This window comes from Arthrobacter sp. TmtSoilC51, from assembly GCF_055388015.1.
On sequence record NZ_AP035877.1, the window covers coordinates 2792291 to 2811858 of the forward strand.

Here is a 19568-nt window from a genome sequence, read left to right on the forward strand (position 1 = left end):
CGTTCCGTGACGTGCCTCAGTCGGGCATGCGGTTCGATGCCGTAGGCAGGTGGGTGGCCCACCATGCCAGGATGTGTTCGAACCGTTGCTTGCGGTGATGCGGGGTCCCGGAGCGCGACAATTCATGATCCTCCCCGGGGAAGACCAGTAACGAGGTCTCAATTCCTCTCTCCCTCAGCAGCGCGAAGTACCGCTGCCCTTGTTCCAGTGGACACCGAAGATCGTTTTCGCTGTGGATTACCAGAGTCGGTGTCTGGACCGAGGCGGCTACGGCCAATGGGCTCTGTGCCACAAGCTGCCCCGGTGTCGCTCCGGCGTATTCGCCACCAAAAAACCAACCGATGTCGGAAGTGCCCGCGAAGCTGACCGGGTCCAGGAATCCACGTTCCACAATTGCCCCTTTGAAACGGTGATCGTGTGCGATGGTCCATGCCGTGAGATAGCCGCCATATGATCCGCCCATGATGCCCACACGATCAGCATCCAAAGTTGTATGCGTGGACAAGGCGGCGTCCAGGAAGGCGAGCACGTCCTGCATGTCCAGGGTCCCCATGCGCTCCTTGATGGCGCGCCCATGGGATTGTCCATAGCCTGACGAACCCCGGGGGTTGCACATTGCTACTGCATATCCCGCAGCTGCATAGACTTGCGCTTCGTCAAAGAAGGCTCCCGTGTATTGGGAGAACGGTCCACCATGGATGGTGAGCAGGACAGGGTGTGGCCCTGGTCCGTCAGGCAGCACCAACCAACCATGCACCGGGTACCCGTCACTGGTATCTGCCTGGAATTCCATGGGCTCACTGACGCGGGAACTATTCCGCAGTTCCGCCGAGAAGTCCGTCAGCAGGCGCAGTTCACCTCGCTCCAGGGAGGCGACGTCGCCTGCGGTGGAGGCGTCCTGGAAGCTCACGGCAATTTCGCCATTGGCGGCGACGGTGGCTCCAGTGACTACCCGCGCTCCATGGACCAGAGGAGTGATGCTTCCTTCCGCGGTGATATCGAGGAGCTCCACGCTGCCCAGCGCCGTGTTCAACACAAGGACGCTGTCCGGCCCGCTCGGTTCCAGCGGCCCCGAGATGTCCAAATGCTCGACGTCGGTCAAGGCAACGGCGTCTCCCCCGGCAACGGGCATTGAATAGAGAACTCCGTTGCGCGCCACAAAATCCCGTCCGGTGTGGCCGAGGTCTTGCGCCGTGAAGAAGAGCCAACGGCCATCGGTGGATGCCCGCACGGCTGTGACCGTCTGCAGACGTTGGTTGTTAATTTTGACGAGCCAGGGCTGGCCGCCTGATGCATCAACCCGGTACACGGACGTCACGAGGTCTTCATCGTGCCGGTCGTGCAGTGCGGCTATGAAGTAAAGGAACCTGCCGTCTGCCGAGAAGCAGGGCGCCTCATGATCCGATTCGCCAAACGTAATCTGCTTGGCGGCGGGGACTCCGGTCACCTTGGCCCCAGACCGTTCGTGGGCGGCTCTGCCACGTGGAATGACAACAGGCTCGCCGCCCAATTCCGGCACGTCAATCAGGAACAGCTGCTGGCGTTGGTCCAGGACGTACCCCACACCATTCATCCGGTACTGGTTCACGGCGATAAGCCGGGCGTCTTCGCTTCCGGAATCAACGCCGTCGACGGTTCCATAGCGTCCCGGTTCCGCAACGCGGCTGGTGAAGACCAGCCGATGGGAATCGGGAGCCCACGCAAAACCGTTGACCCCGGTGTGCTGATCCGTGACCTGCTGTGGTTCGCCGCCTGCTGATTCCACGACGAACAGTTGTGCTTTTCCCTCGGCATCACTCCGCAGGAAGGCCAAAACAAGGCCGTCAGGCGAGAAAGCCGGCGACGTGTCCCTGAACCCGCGGGTGATACGCCGTGGGCGCTTGGTGGTGTCCAGCGGCACGTTCCACAATTGACCTACGTAGGTATCGGCGTCGAAATCGGGCCTGACGACGGATACCACCGCTTTGGTGCCGTCCGGGTGGATGGCAGGGGCGGAGACGGAGTTCAACAAAGGCAGTTGCTCGGGTTTCACGTTGGTGAGCCTAGCCCTGCCACCTTGCCACAGGCACCAGACACTCCGGCCCACCGTAGGATTGAACCCATGTTGTCCAACGCTGTTGCCGCCCTCCGTTGTCCCGTTTGCGAAGGGCCGTTTCAGCTGGTCGAGGATCCGCAGCGGAGGCTCGTTTGCGGTTCAGGGCACGTTTTCGATGCCGCGAAACAGGGTTACTTCAACCTGCTCACGGGCAAAGGCACGGTTTTCGAAGCTGATTCGGCAGGGATGGTTGGAGCCCGCCAGCGGTTCCTGGATAGCGGACACTATGCCGCCTTGGCTGATCGCGTTGCCGGCTTGGCAGCCGCATCGCTGCAGCGGCCGGGGGCCCTGGTTCTCGACGCCGGAACTGGCACCGGGCACTACCTGCACAGGGTCCTGGAAGAGGCTCCGGTTCCAGCCATAGGGCTGGACATCTCCAAATTCGCACTCCGGCGTGCCGCACGGCTCAACGGCCACGCTGCCAACCTCGTCTGGGACATTTGGCGTCCGCTGCCCGTCGCCGATAACGCGGTCGACGTCGTCATCGTGGTCTTTGCCCCACGAAATCCGGCAGAGTTCGCCCGAGTGCTGCGGCCGGGTGGAACACTGATTGTCGTGACGCCGCAGCCGGGACACCTGGCTGAAATCGCTGCCCGAACCGGAATGCTTGGCATCGAGGAAGGCAAGGCCGCGCGTTTGGCCGAGTCACTGGAAGGCTATTTTCATGCAACGTCAGGTTTCGACCTTGACGTACCCCTGCTCCTCACGGGCTCCGAATTGGCCGACATCGCCTACATGGGACCGGCCGGCCACCACATCAAGCCCGAAGAACTCGCACTGCTGGCCGATGCGGATGGGACCGTGGCAACCACAGCGAAGTTCCGAATCAGCCTCTTCACAGTGGGGGCTTCGGCTTCCTGACGAGGGACTACGCGTCGGGCTAGGATGGAGGAACAGCGACTGTGATCCCGCCAGCGGGGTCCGGGACCAAGGGGGAATTGATGTTCGAATGGCTCGGCGAGAATTGGTGGGCCCTCTGGCTCACCGTCTTCCTCGCGTTCGCGGTGGTGGAGATGCTTACCCTCGACCTCTTCTTCATCATGCTTGGCGGCGGAGCACTTGCGGGACTGATCGCAGACTTCGCCGGCGCCGATTTCTGGCTCCAGATCGTCATCTTCAGCGTGGTCTCCCTCTTGATGATCGCCTTCGTCCGGCCGGTCGCCCTGAAGCATCTGCATAAGGGACCAGCGGAACAGCGGACGAACATTGACCGGCTCATCGGTCAGCCCGCCCTGGTCATTGAAGCCGTCACAGGCACCAGTGGACTGGTCAAGATCGGCGGCGATGTCTGGAGCGCCCGAAGCACTGCGGGAGTCCTCGACGCAGGCGCCACCGTTCAGGTCACCAGGATTGACGGCGCGACGGCGGTAGTCGCCTCGCCTGCCGAAAACAGCCCACGCTGATTTAGCCAAGACAATCAGAATTACGCGGGTGACGGTCTGGTAGCCTGCCCGCAAAAGGCCATAGCAAGCCACGCAATTGGGGAATGAAGGAGACGCATGGACGGTTTAGGAGGAACAGCGGCAGCAGTTGTGCTGATTGTTCTCGTCATTTTTGTCATCATCGTGTTGGTCCGGTCGGTTAGGATCATCCCGCAGGCACGTGCCGGCGTCGTTGAACGCCTCGGCAAGTACCAGCGCACGCTCAACCCGGGCCTTACCATCCTGATTCCGTTCGTCGACCGGCTCCTGCCGTTGCTTGACCTCCGTGAGCAGGTTGTGTCCTTCCCGCCGCAACCAGTCATCACCGAGGACAACCTCGTTGTTTCGATCGACACCGTGGTCTACTTCCAGGTGACGGACCCACGGGCAGCCACTTACGAAATCGCCAATTACATCCAGGCGGTTGAGCAGCTGACCACTACCACGCTTCGTAACGTTGTAGGTGGCCTCAACCTCGAAGAGGCGCTCACATCCCGCGACCAGATCAATGGCCAGCTGCGTGGAGTGTTGGACGAAGCGACCGGCCGCTGGGGCATCCGCGTCTCACGCGTTGAACTGAAGGCTATTGATCCGCCCCACTCCATCCAGGACTCGATGGAAAAGCAGATGCGTGCCGAGCGCGACCGTCGAGCAGCCATCCTGACCGCTGAAGGAACAAAGCAGTCGCAAATCCTCACGGCAGAAGGCCAGCGCCAAGCGGCCATCCTCGCCGCTGAAGGTGATGCGAAGGCGGCCATCCTTCGGGCAGACGGCGAAGCCCAGGCGATCCAGAAGGTCTTTGACGCCATCCACAAGGGCAACCCGGACCAGAAGCTTTTGGCTTACCAATACCTGCAGACGCTGCCCAAGCTCGCAGAGGGCAGTTCCAACAAGCTGTGGATCATTCCGAGCGAAGTTGGCGAAGCCCTTAAGGGCATCGGCAGCGCGCTCGGAGGCACCAACGGCGACTCGGATACTGCTGGCCTCTTTGGCGGCAGCAACAAAGCTGCAGCTCCGGTGCCGGCAACGCCAGTCGAGTCCAGCCCGGCAGCACAGTCGAGGCCCACAGAGTAGCGTCAAGGCCCCCAGACTAACTCCCTTTTGAGGCAAGCGAGCGGCCAGCCAGCGAGGCTGGCCGCTCGATGCGTTCATACAGCTTTTGGGTGCTCGCTATCCATCCGGGTATAATGGGATATTTGTCCGGCTGGTTCAGTGTGGATGGAACATTAAGGCTTGGCCAGGCGTTGCAATTAGTGATGCAAGGTGTGCAGAAGTAGTCCGTAAGGAACGTGCAAACGGCTTACGGCTAGCGCGGGGTTTCAGGCTCCGCGAACAGACAGAGGGAGTAATCATGAGCGATCGCAGCCTGCGGGGTATGCGTCTTGGCGCCCAAAGCATGGAAACCGAGTCCGGCGTTGAACCGGCACCGCGCCAGCGGGTTGAATACCGTTGCGAGGACGGCGAGCAGGTCTTCGTGACCTTCTCTGCTGAAGCCGAGATCCCCCCTGTTTGGGTTTCCAAGACCGGCAAGGAAGCCTTGCTTGTAGATGGCGAGCGTCCCGTGGATGCCAACGAGAAAGCAGTCCGTACACACTGGGACATGCTTTTGGAACGCCGCAGCCTTCCAGAGCTGGAGCAGATCCTTGAGGATCGTTTGAACATCCTGCGTGAGCGCCGCGGAGAGCGCCGCTCAGCTTAGTCTTCAGACTCAAGCAGAAAGGCCGGGCCGGTTCCTTCGGGAACCGGCCCGGCCTTTTCTTTTGGAAGCTACCCCTACTTTGCGAGGGCCGGCTGTTTGCCGGTGAGCTTGGCCCAGCGTGCTGCGAGGCCCCATTTGGTCACGTTGATCATGGCTTCCACCACGATGTTGCCGCTCATCTTGGATGCGCCGAGTTCCCGCTCAACGAAGGTGATGGGGCGCTCCTCAATGCGCAGGCCGAGCTTGGCAACGCGCCAGGCAAGGTCAACCTGGAAGCCGTAGCCTACTGAGTCCACTTCATCCAGCTTGAGGGCTTCAAGGGTGCTGCGGCGGAATGCACGGTAGCCTCCGGTGACGTCCTTGATTTTCAAGCCAAGCATGATGCGGGCATAGGTGCTGCCGATACGTGAGATCGCCTGGCGGTAGAGCGGCCAGTTAACAACGCTGCCCCCCGGTACCCAGCGTGAGCCCATCGCCAGGTCCGCGCCCTCTTTGACAGCATCCAGGAGGAGCGGCAATTGCTCGGGCTTGTGGGAGCCATCGGCGTCCATTTCGACCAGGACGTCATACCCGGCGGCGAGGCCCCATTTGAAGCCGGCGATGTAGGCTGCGCCGAGGCCTTCTTTGCCTTTACGGTGCAGTACGTGCACTTGCTGGTCCTCGGCGGCTATGCCGTCGGCAAGTTGTCCCGTGCCGTCCGGGCTATTGTCATCAACCACCAGGACGTCCGACTCTGGGACTGCTGTCCGCAGCCGGCCCAGGGTCTTGGGGAGCGATTCCAGCTCGTTGTAGGTAGGGATGATCGTCAGGACACGCAAGAAGAGGCCTTTCCTTGATGGAGCGGTCAGTGTGCCGGACCAGCCTCAGGGCTGGCGTTCTGGCGCAACTCTCCATTATAGGGCGATTGCGTGCACTGCTGAGGCAGCTGTGGCCCTGGCCACACACAGTTAAGTGCTGCGGGCAGGTCCATAGACCCAGGACCAGTGTTGTCCGGACAGGTATTTTGCCGGACGAACCGTTTTCTGGGGCCCTATGGGCCTGCCCACTCGCGTACCGCCACCAGACCAAGTCCTGGCCGCGACCAGATAATTACTCCCGGGTGAACCCAAGCCTTAATGATCTGTTGAGCCTCAATGTTACGGACTTTACAAAAGCTGTCAACCACGGGCTGACCTGCCCATTCGTGCATCGTCCCAGTTCAGCAGGGGACAGCCGAAGGTGGGGAAATATGCGCTCAGACTCGAAGAGATTGGTGCGCGAAGAGCTCCTGGCCTTCCCTCACGGTCTGCAGGCACACAGGATCGCTCCCGGTATCCAGGGCCGGGAGCAAGGGCGTGCGGGCGCGCGGATCGGTGCTCCACGACTGCACACGGCTATCGGCTACCTGCACCATAAGTTCCTCAACTTCCCATACCGCGAAGCTGGCTGGCGCACCGGGCACTAGCTGGCCCATGAGGGGGTTCCTGTGCTTAGCTGCCCGCCAGCCTGCCCGCGTGTGGCCAAGGAAGGCCGCGCGTGCTGAAATGCGCTGCTCAGGGTTGCTGTGTTCCAAGCAGGCACGGATGCTGGACCATGGGCTGAGTGGCGTCACGGGACTATCGCTGCCAAAGGTGATCGGAACTCCGTTGGCGTAGAACGCCGCGAACGTGTTCATAGCCTTGCTGCGGTCGCCCAGTCGCTGCTCGTAGAGTCCTCCAGGGCCTCCCCATGCAGCATCGAATGCCGGCTGCATGCTGACCGTCACGGAGTACTTCGCCAGTTTCTCCACGGCAGACTGGTCGGCGAGCTCAACGTGTTCAAAGCGGTGTCCTGCTGCGCGGATACGCTGCTCCCCCACCTCGGCAGCTGCGGCATCCAATGCGTCAAGCGCAGCATCAAGGCCCGCGTCACCGATGACGTGGAAACCACCCTGGACACCCAGGAGTGAGCAAGCGGCAAGGTGCTTGGCGGCCTCATCCACAGACAGATACACGTTGCCACGTTGCCCTGGCGCGTCGGAATAGTCATGCCTCAAGGCAGCTGTGCGCGACCCGATGGAACCGTCGATGTTCAGGTCTCCTGCCAAGCCCAGGACTCCGGGCACTACACTTTCCAGGATCCTGCGGGCGTGATCTTCGGAGGACGCCAGCTCACCCCAATACGGCAGCACCTGCGGTTTTCCGGCCTGCCTGTTCCAGGACGTCGCCATGTGAAGATCTTCCGGCCCGCAAATGTGTGGTGCCGACATTTCCGCCAAGGCAACATACCCGTTGGAAGCCGCATGATGGAGGGCCTGCTCCTGATACCCACTCCGTTCGGCGTCGCTAAAGCGCCGCGCGGCCAGGCGGGCGGCCGTGTGGGCAGCCCTTACTACACGGGCATCGACTCCCGTGAAGCCATCCATGCCCGCCAGCCCTGCCGCGGCGGCAAGGGAGGAAGATACGAGAGCGGAGTGGACGTCCACGCGGGAAAGGTAAACCTGCCTCCCGCCCGAGGCCTGTTCAAGCTCTTCAAGCATTGGAAGGGTGGGATCCTGCCAGGTTGTTTCATCCCAACCGTGGCCAATGACGGTACCCGAACCGCCGGCGGCAGCAACGGCGTCGAGCAGTTCCCGGGCAGAGCGCACGCCGGTCAGGGACAGTCCGGCCAAGGCGAGGCCCGTCTCCGTCAGATGCGTGTGCGAGTCAACAAAACCCGGCGCCACGAGGGCACCCCTGAGATCAATGATTTCCATGGAGGAATCCGCTATGGACGTCGCTGCCTGCTCGGAACCCACCCAGGCGACAGTGTCGCCATCCACCACCATGGCAGTAGCGAAAGGATCGGCAGCCGTGTAAATGGAACCATTCCGGTACATGGTGACCTTGCGGTCGTTATTGTGCGGGTGGTCCCCGGCGGACAGGCCTGCCTGGCTCATGCTGTGTGCTCCTCGAGCGTTGAAGAAAAGTCTGGGATCGAAAACGGTTCTGGTTCAGGCGACCGTGGAGTAGGCCACCACGCCGCGCCGGACCAGATCGATGGATTCGCGGCAGATCCGCGTCAAGCGCGGATCCAGCTGCGGAATCTTGGCCAGTTGATCCAGGAGGTCAACCACCTGCTTTGCCCAACGGACGAAATCGCCGGCGGCGAGATCCGTGCCACTGAGCACGTCCTGAAGATGGCGGCCCTTGGCCCACTTGTACATGGGCCACATAAGGCCCAACTCCGGTTCACCAGTCAGCGGAAGACGGTTCTGCTCCTCGGTGTCCTCCAGCTGTGACCATTCGCGGACCACTATATCCACCGCGGCCTCCAGTGAAACCGACGGCATCCTGGGGCGAAGACCCCGGTCTTCGCGCTTTGCCTGGTACACCAGGGTGCTGGCCAAAGAGGCAAGCTCAGCGGCGTCGAGATCATTGATGGCGCCCCGCCGGATGGACTGCGAGATGAGCAGGTCCTTTTCACCGTAAATGCGCCGAAGCCGCTGCCCATCGGTGCTGATGGTGACCATTCCGGCGTCGTTCGTTTCCAGGTACCCATAGGCTGACAGGACGTCGCACACGCGGTCGAACGTCTTGGCAATCGTGTTGGTCCTGCCTTGGATCTGGCGGATCAGGCCGTCCGTCTCCTTGCGGAGTTTCCACCACCGCTCCGCCCAGCGGGCATGGTCTTCGCGTTCGCTGCAGCCATGGCACGGGTGCGCCCGGAGCGCCCTGCGTAGTTCCGTGATCTTCTGTTCCTGGTCCTGGGCACGCGAACCCAGGCCGAAGTCCTCGTGCCTGCTGTTGCGCCTGGCCCGCGGTGCTTCATCGCTAACCGCGTGCCGCATGGAGGCTGCAAGATCGCGCCGCGACTTAGGCACCTTGGCGTTGAACGACTTGGGAATCCGAATCCGGGTCACTGGGGAAATGGGGCCGTCGAGGTCATGGACGCCGATACGACGCAGCTGGTTGTCCGACGTGAGGACGGACGGCCGCGGTTCGCGGGCATTGGGATCGACATCAAGCACGACGGCGTGCCCCGCCAACCTGCCACTGGAGACACTAATGACGTCCCCTGGTATGAGCCGGGTCAGGGAATCAGCTACGCGGGATTTCCGGGCGCGCTGGTGGTCGCGCGCCGCGAACTGCTCGGTGTCGCTGAGTTCGCGGCGGAGCCGGGCGTACTCCGTGAAGTCGCCAAGGTGGCATTCCATGGACTTGGCGTAGCCAGCCAGTGATTCTTCACGTCCACGGACCTGCCTGGCCAGGCCCACCACGGAACGGTCAGCCTGGAACTGCGCGAAGGACGACTCCAGGATCTCGCGCGCCCGCACCCGGCCGAATTGGGCAATCAGGTTGATGCTCATGTTGTAGGTGGGCGTGAAGCTCGAGTTCAGCGGATACGTGCGGCGTGACGCCAAGCCCGCCACTGCTGCTGGGTCCGTCCCGGGCTGCCACAGGACCACTGCGTGGCCTTCGACGTCGATACCGCGGCGTCCGGCCCGACCGGTCAGCTGCGTGTACTCCCCCGCGGTGATGTTGACATGGGCTTCCCCATTGAATTTTTCGAGCTTTTCAAGGACCACGCAACGCGCAGGCATGTTGACGCCCAGTGCCAAGGTCTCCGTAGCGAACACCGCCTTGACCAGGCCATCGGCAAACAGCTTCTCCACTACTTCCTTGAAGGTGGGAAGCATGCCTGCGTGATGAGCCGCGAAGCCCCTGATGAGGCCGTCCCGCCAACCCCAAAAACCAAGGACGTCAAGGTCGTCCGCAGGAATTTCGTGGCTTGCTTCATCCACCCGCTGGGCAATGATCTGCTGCTCGCGCTCAGTTGTGAGCCACAGGCCGGACGCCGCGCACTGGGCCACCGCAGCATCGCAACCGGCCCGGGAGAAAATGAAAGTAATGGCGGGCAACAGGCCCTGACGGTTAAGGCTCTCAATGACCTGGGGGCGGCTTGCTTTCCGGACCGGGCTGCGCTGCTCAGTGTTCTGCCGCTCATCCCGGTAGCGGTCCTGCCGACGGCGGCTCCGGCCACCATGGCCGAAGCGGCCGTTGAAATTCATCCGGCTCTCGGAGCGGGCCATTGCCAGCAGGTCCGGGTTCACTTCGAACTCAGGTCCAGTTACTGCCTGCCGGGCCGTGGATGTCACAAAACTCTTGGCAGCGATCTTTCGTGCTTCTGCCGGAAGGGTGGCTTCGTCCACGGCATCCTCAACATCGCTGAGATCCGGTACCTCGGTGTCCGGTATCTGAGGGGCGATTTCATCGAAAGTGGTATCACCGGCAAAGAGGTCAACGATCTCCCGGCCTACCATGACGTGCTGCCAGAGCGGGACAGGCCGGTGCTCGGAAACGATGACATCGGTATCGCCCCGGACTGTATCCAGCCAAGCACCAAACTCTTCGGCGTTGGACACAGTGGCGCTCAGCGAAGCGACCTGTACCTCAGTGGGCAAATGAATAATCACTTCTTCCCACACCGCACCGCGGAAGCGGTCTGCGAGGTAGTGGACCTCGTCCATCACCACGAAGCCGAGGTCCCCGAGTGTCTCGGACTCCGCGTACAGCATGTTGCGGAGGACTTCGGTGGTCATGACCACAACGGGTGCCTCACCGTTGATGGTGGTATCGCCCGTCAGCAGTCCAACGTTGGCAGCGCCGTACTTCGCTGCGAGCTCCGAGAATTTCTGGTTGCTTAGCGCCTTGATGGGCGTCGTATAGAACGCTTTGAGGCCACGTTCCAAGGCCAGGTAGATAGCGAATTCACCAACGATCGTCTTTCCAGCACCCGTTGGGGCCGCAACGAGGACGCCGCGGCCCTCCTGCAGTGAGCGGCACGCCTCACGTTGGAAGTCATCCAATTCAAAGTCCAGGGAACGGGCAAAGGCACCAAGATACGTCTTGGCCTCAGCTGCCCGGTGCGCCGCCGCCTGGTAGCTCTCTGATGGTGATTGGGACCCGGAAATGGAGGACATGCACCAAGCCTAATGGCCCGGGGTCTAGAGATTCTCCAGATCCGAGGCCGGGGTGGCAATATCTGCCGTGGCCTCGGTCTCAGCAGCCCGTTTGATGGCACGACGTTCCCGCCGGCGGTCGTTCCAGAGACATACGCCGATTGCAGCGAAGAACAGAAGCAGCATAGGCGCAGCCAAGTAGAACATGCTCATGGCATCTGCACCCGGGGCAGCCATTGCCGCGAACAGGCAGACCAGGAAGATGGTAATACGCCAGCTCTTGACGAGTTGTTTGCCCTTGATGATTCCGGCCAGGTTCAGCCCCACCAGCACCACCGGCACCAGGAAGGCGATGCCGAAGGCCAGAAGCAGCCTGAGGACAAACGCAAGGTAGATTTCGGCACTAATGAAGTTTGAAGCGCCGGTGGGCGTGAAGTCCGTCAGGACACGCACTGCGTTGGGAAGCACCAGCCATGCCAACAGGACGCCGCCGATAAACAGCGGAACGGCAGCCGCAACGAAGGACAGAGCCAACCGACGCTCTTTTTTGTGCAGGCCCGGGACTATGAAGGCCCACAGCTGATAGATCCAGACGGGACTGGAAAGGATCACGCCAAGGAAAACCGAGACCTGCACCATGAGGTCGAATGAGCTGGCTACGCCATCAAAGTTGAGGCTGGCTGCGCGGCCCTCTTTTTCGTTCAGGTCTTTGATCGGCTTGATCAAAGCTTCCAAGAGGGGTTGATAGACAATGAAGCCCAGCACCGTCCCAAGAATAACGCCGATGGCAGCCTTGAAGAGCCGGTTCTTCAGCTCCTTAAGATGGTCAAGGAGCGCCATCCGGGCTTCGGGGTTGGCCTTGCGCCCCTTCGTCTCTACCACTTCTTCTTAGACGCGGTTGGAGGGCGGAACGTCGGTCTCGCCAGTGTTCTTGGCCTTGACGTCCGGGTGGTCTACAACCCTGCCTTCGACGGCGTCAGAGGGGTCCTCGGTTTCCTTCTTTTCGGAGGAACCGTCCTTCTTCATTTCCCGGACTTCAGACTTGAAAATACGCATCGACTGGCCAATGCTGCGCGCCATGGACGGCAGCTTCGGTGCAGCAAAAAGCACCAGAGCCAGAACGATGATGATGATGAGATGCCAGCCTTCGAGCCTCATGTGGGGAGTTCCTTTCCTTTTGGATACATCCTACGTCTATCTGAATTCAATGTCGTGCAGGGATTGGGGCTGACCCCGCTCTGCTTTGCGCTGAACGCGCTTCTGGCGACGAACTTCCTGGCGGAAGGCTTTGGCCGTCAGGTAATCATGACGCATCTGCTCCGGCGAGGCAAAAATTGCGGAACCCGGCTCCGGGCGACCATCAGGGGCCTCAACATCGGAGGTTTCCGCGGCAGGAGAAATATGGCCGAAACGTTTCCCTGCGTCCCCTAATTCGTGAACAGTAGCCATGAACTTCCTGAACAACCGAAAACCCAGGGTCACATGGAGGAGCAACGAAAGGGCTATGAGCGCGATCCACAACAGGATCCAAAACCACCAAGGCATCTGAGTAGTCTAGCCAGCCGCGTTGTCCGGGGAGGAAACCGCGTCGTATTGGGCAGTGCCGTACTGGTCAGTGTCGTATTGCGCAAGGGCCGCTATGAGCCACGTCTGGGCTTCCTGGCGCAGCTCGGCAGGATCCAGCACGCGCACCGTTCCTCCGTGTTGGGACACAAACATGGGCAGCCATTCCACGTTTCCAAAGCGCACCTCAGCCAAGAGCCCACCGTTCGGCAATTCCGCGGTCCGCTCGGCGTAGTAGTCATCAGCCAAGCCAACGCCCTGCCGGGTCAACTCAAGCACCACCAGGACGTCGTCGTCGCTGGGAGTGAAAAGCCTCGCAGGAAAGTCTGCGTCAGCAGTTGCTGTTCCGGAGACGGCCCGGCCATTGGGCTCCAGGGATTGAACCCGGTCCAGCCGGAAATTGCGGAGTCCGGACTTGCTGTGGCAGTACGCCTCGAAGTACCACGTGTTGTCCAACGAGTAGAGCCTCAGGGGGTCCACGTCGCGTTCCGTTACCTCATCCCTTTGCGGGGAAAGGTAGTCCAGGCGCAGCTGTTGGCCATCCCTGATGGCGCGTGTAATGGTAGCGAACGCCTCCGATTGCTCGGGGGCTACTGATTGGCCGGCGACGGCACCCGCCATGCGGCCGGCCTGCCCTGCGGCACCCGTCAGTTTGATCGTCACTGACTCCAAGGCGCTTCCCGGTTCGTCCTCAGGCAAACCTGCGAGTGCGGGCAGGTCACCGAGCATGGACAATCCAGTCAGCAACGCCGCGGCTTCGTCCTCGCTGAACCGCACAGGACGGTTCAGGTCCAGGTGCTCCGTGATGTACACATGGTCGTTTTCCCACTGGATGTCCAGGAGGTCGTCCGGATAGCCCCCGGGCAGCCCGGAGCAGATCAGTATTTTGAGATCGTCAATGAGGGCTTTGCGGCTGATGCCGAAGCGGTCCGCTACTTCCTGGACGTGCAGGCCTTGGTGGTGGACGAGGAACGGCACCAGCTGCAGCATGCGTGTGAGCTGGTCTTCGGACGTTCGTTTCCGCGATCGCTGCGCGCGCGCAGCCTCGGGGAATTCCACCGGGATGGCAGGAGACGCATTGAACGCGGCGGCGCTTTTGAGCCTGCGTACGACGGCGGCACGCAACTCGGCAGGCTCAGCCACCTTGACGTGGGGGCCGTACGAGGCCAGTTCCTCGGCAAGCTGCTCGGGATCCCGGAATTCCACGACCACACGGTCCCGGCCGCCCTGGCCACTGTCAGCTTCTGTGGAAACAGCCCGCTTACGCAGTGCCAGCAGTCGGCCGGCGTCCACGTCCATGACCGCCTGCTGCAAGGGAAGTTCGTTAAGTGAGTCCAGCTCAGCGCGGGCGTTGAAACCTGCAGGCGGCTCGAAGGAACTCCCCGGTATGGCCGAGACGGCGCTGGTCATCCTCGACAACCTGAAGATCCTCTTGGCTGCCCTCCCCCGGTCCAATCCCACGAGGTACCACTGTCCGAACCGGCTTCCCAGGCCCCAGGGCTCCACTTCGCGGACTTCTTCACGCCCGGTGCTTCCGGCGAGGTAGCCGAAGCGGACCGCATGCCGGCCGTGCATCGCCGCCACGACGTCGTCGAATGCTTGCCCAGCGGGCTTGATCCGCGGCTGGACGCCGGCAGGCAGGTCGACGTCGGTGAATCCACCGGCGGCCTGCAGCTTCCGGACGGCGTTGACTGCGGCGTTGCCGAGTGCAGCCCGTTCCCACAACTGGGCGGCCAGCAGGAGGACTGTGCATTCAGCCGGCGTCAGGCTGACATCAGGAAGTCTGTTGGAATCCTTGCCGATGCGGTATCGGGTTGATGCCGGGTCGTCGCCCCCAAAGGCGCGGGGGTCCGTGAGAGTCTCGATCTCAAAGCCGAACTGCTTCAGTTCCGCTTTGTCGCGCTCGAACATCCGCCCGAAGGCGACATCGTTTTCGGCGGAGTCGTGATAGACCTTTTCCCGCAGGACAGCGCGCGGAAGGCCCACCCTGGTGTTGAGCAAGGCAAGCAGGAGGTTCAGGAGTCGTTCAGTGCGGGATGCGGACACGCTTGCTACGTTACTAAAGTCCTGGGCGAAAGCAGCAAGGCGCGTCACCGCCCGGCAAAGCCGGAAGGTAACGCGCCTTGTCAGGAAGCTTGCGTCCTAGCGGACAGCTACGAGGTCAACCACGAAGATCAAGGCCTCGTTGGGCTTGATCGCTCCGCCAGCGCCACGGGATCCATACGCCAGCTCTGAAGGGATTTCCAGGCGTCGACGGCCACCAACCTTCATACCCAGCAGGCCCTGGTCCCAGCCCTGGATGACCTGGCCTACGCCAACACGGAAGTCCAGCGGTGCGCCACGGCCCCAGGAAGCGTCGAACTCTTCGCCCGTGGACCAGGCGACGCCAACGTAGTGGGTGGAAACGGTATCGCCGGCCTTGGCCTCGGCGCCGGAACCTTCGATGAGGTCCGTGATGACGAGTTCGGTGGGGACATCGCCTTCCGGGAAGTCGATTTCCGGCTTGGTGCGGTCGAAGTCACGCTGACCAAATGACATGGTTGCTCCTTGGTTTGGGGGATGAATGGTGTCAGGAACAAGCTTAGCCAGTCCCTGATTATGTGGCTGCTACTTGACGCCGAGGATGTCAACGACGAAGACGAGATCGCCCTTGGCTTCACCCTGTCCGGCCGCGCCGTAAGCAAGGTCCTGCGGGATAACCAACAGGACCCGGGAGCCGATCGTCTTGCCTTCCAGGCCCTGGGTCCAGCCCTTGATGACGCCCGAGAGCGCGAAGCTCGCTGTCTGCCCGCGGTCAAAGCTCGAGTCGAACTTCTGGCCGCCCACAAGATTGACGCCGACGTAGTTGACGGTCAGGGTGTCAGTTGCCTTCACGGCAGCGCCGGAACCCTTGATCAGGTCCTGGGCGATGAGTTCCTTCGGAGCGGCTGCGCCGTCAACGGAGATCTGCGGGATGCCCTTGTCGTCTTCCTTGACGGTTGGGAGCCCAGCCGGAGGGGTAATGGTCTCGCCTTCCGGCTTCGACAGAACCGGTGCCGCCTCTTTGGCGGAAAGCAGCTTGAAAACGACCAACTGCGTAGAGCCCGCTGCCGCCCCAGTGGCGGCCGAGCCCGGTGCGGCGAAAGCGATGTGTGAGCCGATCTTGGCGCCGACAATGGCGTTGTAGATCAGTTCGTTGCCCTTCTTGAGCTCGTCATTCAGCTCAATGGGCTGCGGGCCATTCTTGTAGACATCTTCAACGGTCTTGCCGTCGTTGCCGTCTACGGCGATATATGCGAGTTCGGCTACCTGGCCGGCCTTGATGCGATCGCCGTCGCCTTCGCTGACTACCTTGATGGTGGGTTCAGTGACGGTGAGCGGCTTGGTGAAGTCCAGGCCGGGTGCTTTGTCATCTCCGTTGTCCGTTACCTTGACGGAATCAAGTTTGGAGACATCGCCGGATGACTGGCTGGTGGGCTCGGCGGCTGGCGTGCCCCCTCCCCCGCACGCGGTGATGAGCAGCAGGGCAGGAAGAAGAATTGCTAGGAGTCGGCGCACAAAAAAGACACTTTCGTCGGGGCAAAGGACACTCGGAAAGGCGCATGGCAGATCCAAGGCAATGGCCTCTTGGTAAGAGGCCACAGTCAAGAATAGCCCGTGAAGCTGGGAGTCCCCTCAGAAAACCCGTTAGCCCATGGAGTCAAGGAGCGCATCAACGCGGTCATCCACGCTGCGGAACGGGTCCTTGCACAGGATCGTCTGGTGTGCGCGGTCGTTGAGCTTCAAATGAACCCAGTCAACCGTGTAGTCGCGTCCAAGTTCCTGCGCCCTGCGGACGAAGTCGCCCCGCAGCTTTGCCCTGGTGGTCTGTGGAGGAGTATCCACGGCGTCCTTGACCTCGGTTTCAGGGACCAGGCGCCGCGCGGCGTCGCGTGACTGCAACAGGAAGAAGAGACCGCGCTGCCGTGAAATGTCGTGGTAGGTAAGATCCAGCTGGGCAATGCGTGGCGAGTCCAGGCTGAGGTCGTGCCGGCGCATGTAAGAATCCATCAGTTTCTTCTTGATGGCCCAGTCCACCTCGGTATCGATGGTGCTGGTATCGCCGCTTTCAATGGCGTCCAGTGTCCGCTCCCAGAGATCAAGAATGAGCGGCACATGGGCGTTGTGTGCGCCGTTCGCGGCCACAAACTCCTTGACCTTTGCCAGGTACTCCCGCTGGATGTCAAGGGCCGACAGTTGCCTGCCGTTGGCCAGGCGTACCAAGGCGCTGCCCGAAAGGTCATGGGATATTTCGCGGATGCTGCGGATGGGGTTTTCCATTCGCATGTCCCGCATGATCACGCCTGCCTCTATCATTCGCAGGATGAGATCCACCGTACCCACTTTGAGGAGTGTGGAGGTTTCAGACATGTTGGAATCACCAACGATCACATGGAGCCTGCGGTAGAACTCGGCATCGGCGTGCGGCTCGTCGCGGGTGTTGATGATGGGCCGGGACCTGGTGGTGGCGGAGGACACGCCCTCCCAGATGTGGTCGGCCCGCTGCGAAAAGGCGAAGGTTGCACCGTGGGGCGTCTTCAGGACTTTGCCCGCTCCTGCGATGAGCTGACGGGTCACGAGGAACGGGATAAGAATCTCGGCCAGCCTGGAAAACTCACCCCGGCGGGGTATGAGGTAATTCTCGTGGCTGCCGTAGGAGTTTCCGGCAGAGTCGGTGTTGTTCTTGAAGAGGTAGACAGTTCCGTTGAAACCCTCAGCAGCGAGGCGGGCCTGGGCTTCATCGACGAGGTCGTCCAGGATGAGCTCCCCTGCCCTGTCGTGGGCGATGAGCTGCGCGAGGTCATCACATTCTGCGGTGGCGTATTCCGGGTGCGAACCAACGTCCAGATACAGGCGTGAGCCATTGGTCAGGAAGACGTTCGAAGACCTGCCCCAGCTCACCACCTTGCGGAACAAGTAGCGGGCCACTTCTTCGGGGGCCAAGGGACGTGAGTCGGGGCTGGAATAGGAAATTCCAAATTCCGTCTCGATGCCGAATATGCGCTTGTCCATCTCAAGCCTCCTCTGTGAGCAGCTGTGTCATGTCCTCGGGACGCAGACGCCGGAAAGCCCGGCGGGAACCCCGGTGGCTCTCCGAAGCGCGGTCCAGGACAGCGGCTTCGACGGCCGTAGCCGGAAGGGCGTCGGCTTCCTTGTCTGCCGCCAAAGCGCGCAAAGCCAGCCGCATTGCCCCAGCAAAACCAAGCTCAGGCTCCCAAGCCCCGCTAACGACGTCGGAAATCTGGTCGGCAAGGCCGCCCATCACCACAAAGCCGTTCTCGTCGGCAATCGAACCATCAAAGGTGAGCCGGTACAGGTGGTCCTGCTCCTGCGTCAGGCCTACTTCAGCCACGGCCAGTTCCACTTCAAAGGGCTTTTGTTCGGCCGTGAACACCGCGCCAAGGCTCTGCGCGTACACGCTGGCCAACCCCCGCGCGGTCACGTCTTCGCGATCGTAGGAGTAGCCACGGACGTCCGCATACCGTACGCCGGCCTGGCGCAAGCTTTCGAACTCGTTGTACTTGCCCACTGCCGCGAAGGCTATTTTGTCGTAGATCTCGCCGATTTTGTGCAGCGACGGTGACGGATTCTCAGCGATCAGCGCGATGCCGTCCGCGCAACTGATCACCACTACGGAACGTCCGCGGGCTATGCCCTTCCGTGCAAAGTCCGCACGGTCCTTCATCAACTGTTCGGGCGAGACATAGAACTGCTGCGTCATCTCAGGCCTCCCGTCCGGCGATGGCACGGGATTCGACGATGGTACCAGCTATCGCAGCCAAGTCCCGTTCGGGTACCCGGCGGTTGCCGGCACGGTTGACGGTGTACACCACGGGCCACAGCTGACGGACAGGGTCCGGGCCGCCCGTTGCGGAGTCGTCGTCTGCGGCGTCGTAAAGCGCCTCTACCGCTACGGCGACAGCTTGCTCTTCCGAGAGGTTGGGTTTCCAAAGTTTTTTCAGCGCACCCCGCGCAAAGACTGAACCCGAACCCACGGAGTGGTGTTCCTGTTCCTCATAGCGCCCACCAGTGACGTCGTAGGAGAACAGCCGTCCGGTGCCTGATACTTGGTCGAAGCCGGCAAACAAGGGAATTACTGCCATTCCCTGCATTGCCATGGGGAGGTTGCCGCGGATCATGGCACCCAAACGGTTGGCCTTGCCAACCAGGCTGAGGAGGGTGCCCTCAATCTTCTCGTAATGCTCCAGTTCCACTTGGAAGAGCCGCGTAATGTCGATCGCCAGGCCAGCTGTACCGGCAATGCCCAGCACCGAATACTGGTCCGCGGGAAAGACCTTCTCAATGTGCCTGCTGGCGATCACGTTTCCCATGGTTGCCCGCCGGTCCCCCGCCATCAGCACGCCACCGGCATACGTCAAGGCGACGATCGTGGTTGCGTGCGGCGAGGACGGTACGGTGCCGGCCGGCAACGTTTGGTTGAAGGGAAGGAGTTCGGGACGCGAGCGTTGAAGGTGCTCCGTGAATGAAGACGTTGCCTGGGTGGCCAGGGGGCCGGTTGATGGGTCCTGCATTGCTGCACTCCTTCGACTCTGCATTCCGATGCCCGGTGGCCTCGCGCCAGCCGGGCAGTACATGGTGTGTCGGGTCCGCTTACTGGCCGCCCTTTTGGACGAAGGCCCTGACGAACTCTTCAGCGTTGGATTCCAGGACGCCGTCGATTTCGTCAAGGAGGTCGTCCACACCTTGGGTGGCATCCGAGGCCTGGGCTTCGGGTGCTGCCGGTGGGGCCTCCGGGACGTCGACTTCAGTCTCGGTGTCCCGTGACTGCGGTTGCTGTTGCTCCTGAGCTGCCATTTCTATCTCCCTACTGTCAGCCCCCGTTTGTGGGGACTTCCTACTGCCATATTGCCA

The 19568-nt window shown here is 61.6% G+C and carries 18 protein-coding genes; 4 read left to right on the forward strand and 14 right to left on the reverse strand.

Annotated elements, in window-relative coordinates; genetic code table 11:
- Positions 1-16 precede the first annotated feature (16 nt).
- Entirely contained in the window at positions 17-2032 is a 2016-nt protein-coding gene (locus tag ACZ5G6_RS12725; RefSeq protein WP_498685862.1) for a S9 family peptidase, read from the reverse strand.
- 69 nt (positions 2033-2101) lie between these two features.
- Between ACZ5G6_RS12725 and ACZ5G6_RS12730 the strand changes: the two genes are divergently transcribed.
- From ACZ5G6_RS12730 to ACZ5G6_RS12745, 4 genes are all read left to right on the forward strand, one after another.
- The gene (locus ACZ5G6_RS12730; protein WP_223932785.1) at positions 2102-2956 is read left to right on the forward strand and encodes a methyltransferase domain-containing protein; all 855 of its coding nucleotides are present in this window, start codon (positions 2102-2104) and stop codon (positions 2954-2956) included.
- A gap of 80 nt (positions 2957-3036) precedes the next feature.
- Positions 3037-3498, forward strand: coding sequence for an NfeD family protein (locus ACZ5G6_RS12735; RefSeq protein WP_216925837.1), 462 nt, complete (start codon positions 3037-3039; stop codon positions 3496-3498).
- A gap of 96 nt (positions 3499-3594) precedes the next feature.
- Positions 3595-4590 (forward strand): SPFH domain-containing protein, encoded by a 996-nt coding sequence (locus ACZ5G6_RS12740; RefSeq protein ID WP_498685863.1) that lies wholly within the window; start codon positions 3595-3597, stop codon positions 4588-4590.
- Between the two features lie 277 nt (positions 4591-4867).
- On the forward strand, positions 4868-5215 hold the full coding sequence (locus ACZ5G6_RS12745; protein WP_021470504.1) for an RNA polymerase-binding protein RbpA: 348 nt from the start codon (positions 4868-4870) through the stop codon (positions 5213-5215).
- 74 nt (positions 5216-5289) lie between these two features.
- Here ACZ5G6_RS12745 and ACZ5G6_RS12750 read toward each other — a convergent pair whose 3' ends face one another.
- From ACZ5G6_RS12750 to ACZ5G6_RS12810, 13 genes are all read right to left on the reverse strand, one after another.
- Positions 5290-6033, reverse strand: coding sequence for a polyprenol monophosphomannose synthase (locus tag ACZ5G6_RS12750; RefSeq protein ID WP_223932787.1), 744 nt, complete (start codon positions 6031-6033; stop codon positions 5290-5292).
- Positions 6034-6449: 416 nt separating this feature from the next.
- The gene (locus ACZ5G6_RS12755) at positions 6450-8111 is read right to left on the reverse strand and encodes an amidohydrolase (RefSeq protein WP_498685864.1); all 1662 of its coding nucleotides are present in this window, start codon (positions 8109-8111) and stop codon (positions 6450-6452) included.
- A gap of 54 nt (positions 8112-8165) precedes the next feature.
- Positions 8166-11135 carry a DEAD/DEAH box helicase gene (locus tag ACZ5G6_RS12760; RefSeq protein ID WP_498685865.1) on the reverse strand — a complete coding sequence of 990 codons (2970 nt, stop codon included), beginning with the start codon at positions 11133-11135 and terminating at the stop codon, positions 8166-8168.
- Positions 11136-11159: 24 nt separating this feature from the next.
- A complete protein-coding gene (gene tatC / locus ACZ5G6_RS12765; RefSeq protein ID WP_224090396.1) occupies positions 11160-11996 on the reverse strand; it encodes a twin-arginine translocase subunit TatC in 837 nt (278 codons plus the stop codon).
- 6 nt (positions 11997-12002) lie between these two features.
- The gene (gene tatA, locus ACZ5G6_RS12770) at positions 12003-12272 is read right to left on the reverse strand and encodes a Sec-independent protein translocase subunit TatA (protein ID WP_223932791.1); all 270 of its coding nucleotides are present in this window, start codon (positions 12270-12272) and stop codon (positions 12003-12005) included.
- Positions 12273-12308: 36 nt separating this feature from the next.
- Entirely contained in the window at positions 12309-12659 is a 351-nt protein-coding gene (locus ACZ5G6_RS12775) for a hypothetical protein (protein ID WP_223932792.1), read from the reverse strand.
- Positions 12660-12668: 9 nt separating this feature from the next.
- Positions 12669-14723 carry a helix-turn-helix transcriptional regulator gene (locus ACZ5G6_RS12780; protein ID WP_223932793.1) on the reverse strand — a complete coding sequence of 685 codons (2055 nt, stop codon included), beginning with the start codon at positions 14721-14723 and terminating at the stop codon, positions 12669-12671.
- Between the two features lie 96 nt (positions 14724-14819).
- Positions 14820-15215 carry an FKBP-type peptidyl-prolyl cis-trans isomerase gene (locus ACZ5G6_RS12785; protein ID WP_216925697.1) on the reverse strand — a complete coding sequence of 132 codons (396 nt, stop codon included), beginning with the start codon at positions 15213-15215 and terminating at the stop codon, positions 14820-14822.
- 69 nt (positions 15216-15284) lie between these two features.
- Positions 15285-16214 carry an FKBP-type peptidyl-prolyl cis-trans isomerase gene (locus ACZ5G6_RS12790; protein ID WP_223932794.1) on the reverse strand — a complete coding sequence of 310 codons (930 nt, stop codon included), beginning with the start codon at positions 16212-16214 and terminating at the stop codon, positions 15285-15287.
- Between the two features lie 129 nt (positions 16215-16343).
- Positions 16344-17708: a Pup--protein ligase gene (pafA, locus tag ACZ5G6_RS12795; protein ID WP_223932795.1), complete on the reverse strand. Its 1365-nt coding sequence runs from the start codon at positions 17706-17708 to the stop codon at positions 16344-16346.
- Between the two features lies 1 nt (position 17709).
- Positions 17710-18417: a proteasome subunit alpha gene (gene prcA / locus ACZ5G6_RS12800; RefSeq protein WP_223932796.1), complete on the reverse strand. Its 708-nt coding sequence runs from the start codon at positions 18415-18417 to the stop codon at positions 17710-17712.
- Position 18418: 1 nt separating this feature from the next.
- Positions 18419-19228 carry a proteasome subunit beta gene (gene prcB / locus ACZ5G6_RS12805; RefSeq protein WP_223932797.1) on the reverse strand — a complete coding sequence of 270 codons (810 nt, stop codon included), beginning with the start codon at positions 19226-19228 and terminating at the stop codon, positions 18419-18421.
- A 79-nt stretch (positions 19229-19307) separates the two neighbouring features.
- Positions 19308-19511: a ubiquitin-like protein Pup gene (locus tag ACZ5G6_RS12810; RefSeq protein WP_216925702.1), complete on the reverse strand. Its 204-nt coding sequence runs from the start codon at positions 19509-19511 to the stop codon at positions 19308-19310.
- Between the last annotated feature and the right edge of the window lie 57 nt (positions 19512-19568).